The organism is Kutzneria sp. NPDC052558 (assembly GCF_044547355.1).
GTDB lineage: Bacteria > Actinomycetota > Actinomycetes > Mycobacteriales > Pseudonocardiaceae > Kutzneria.
The window spans coordinates 1-1,161 of record NZ_JBIUAG010000086.1 but is presented as its reverse complement, the minus strand read 5'-3'; the positions used below and the strand labels follow the sequence as shown (position 1 = coordinate 1,161).

The window sequence follows — 1,161 nt, the reverse complement described above, 5'->3', positions numbered from 1 at the left end:
CTCGGGGTCCGAGCACCACAGCCACATCGGTTGTGGCCCGGTCCGCCCGGGCAGCCGGTCCACCCGCACCCGGATCACCGTGCCCTCCACCACCGGCGCCTGATCGGTGCGCCCGCCCCCGCCGCCCCCGCCGTCCCGGCGGGCCGGGGCGGCGTGCAACCGATGCCAGCACTGCGCCCGGGCCTCACCGTAGCGGTCGGTGGCGGTGGTGGCGCGGTGCGCCGGGGCGGACCAGGTCCTCACGTCGTCGAAGCGGAACTTCGGGCCGTGCCGGGGCGGGCGGCCGACCCGGCCCGGCCGTGGGGGCGGCGCCGGCAGGCGCAGCACCCGGTCGGCGCGCATCCGCACCAACAGCCGCACCGGCAGATCGGCCAGCAGCACGGCCAGCCGGGTGCTGTGGTAGCCGCTGTCGGCCAGGACCCAGATCTCGGGGTCGCCCGGCCGGTGCTGGCCCGTCGCGATCAGCGTGGACACCACGACGCGCAGCTGCGCGGCCGACACCGCGGTGGCGTCGTCGTCGGGCATGAGGCGCTGGGCGTGCAGCAGCGCCGTCCAGCAACTGCGTCCGGGTTCCAGCGCGGCCACGAACGAGTAGGGCCAGCCCGGGATCATCTGCGTGCCCCGGCCGCGGGTGTAGGTGTGGCAGAACGCCCGCTCGGGGCTGGTGTCCGCGCCCGGCCGCAGCCAGTTGGACACGTCGATGGCCAGCACGATCCGCCCGTCGGTGTCGCGCGGGATGTGGTGGCGGGCCACGAGGTTGTGCATCTGGTCCACGTCGATCCGGCCGGCGTTGAGGCTGTCGTAGAGGGATCCGTGGCCGCGGCGGTGCTCGCCGGCCAGCGACAGCTCGACCAGCGAGGTGACCGGGCCGGGCGCGCACAGCAGGGCGTCGGTCAGCTCGAACAGCGCGTCGGCTCGTCGGGTCAGGCAGTCGTGGAAGGCCTGCCGGAACGCGACCAGCGTGGTCAACGCCGCGCCGTCAGCCGCGCTGTCGGCCGCGCTGGCGGCCCCGGTGACGCCGGTCGGGTCGGTCTCGTGCACACTGATCACCGCAGCCCTTGTTGTGATCTTCTTCCCTAGACAAGAAGCATGATCACTCAAGGGCTGCACCCGTGATCACCCGGGGTCCCCGTCACCCACCCCGAAGGTTAAAACACAAGC

Annotated in this window: 1 protein-coding gene; it reads right to left on the bottom strand. The window is 73.8% G+C overall.

Features of this window, described 5'->3' with window-relative positions; translation table 11 throughout:
* A partial coding sequence (locus ACIG5F_RS49265; protein WP_396527286.1) for a transposase occupies window positions 1-1,050 on the bottom strand: 1,050 nt, incomplete at its 3' end.
* Window positions 1,051-1,161: the final 111 nt, after the last annotated feature.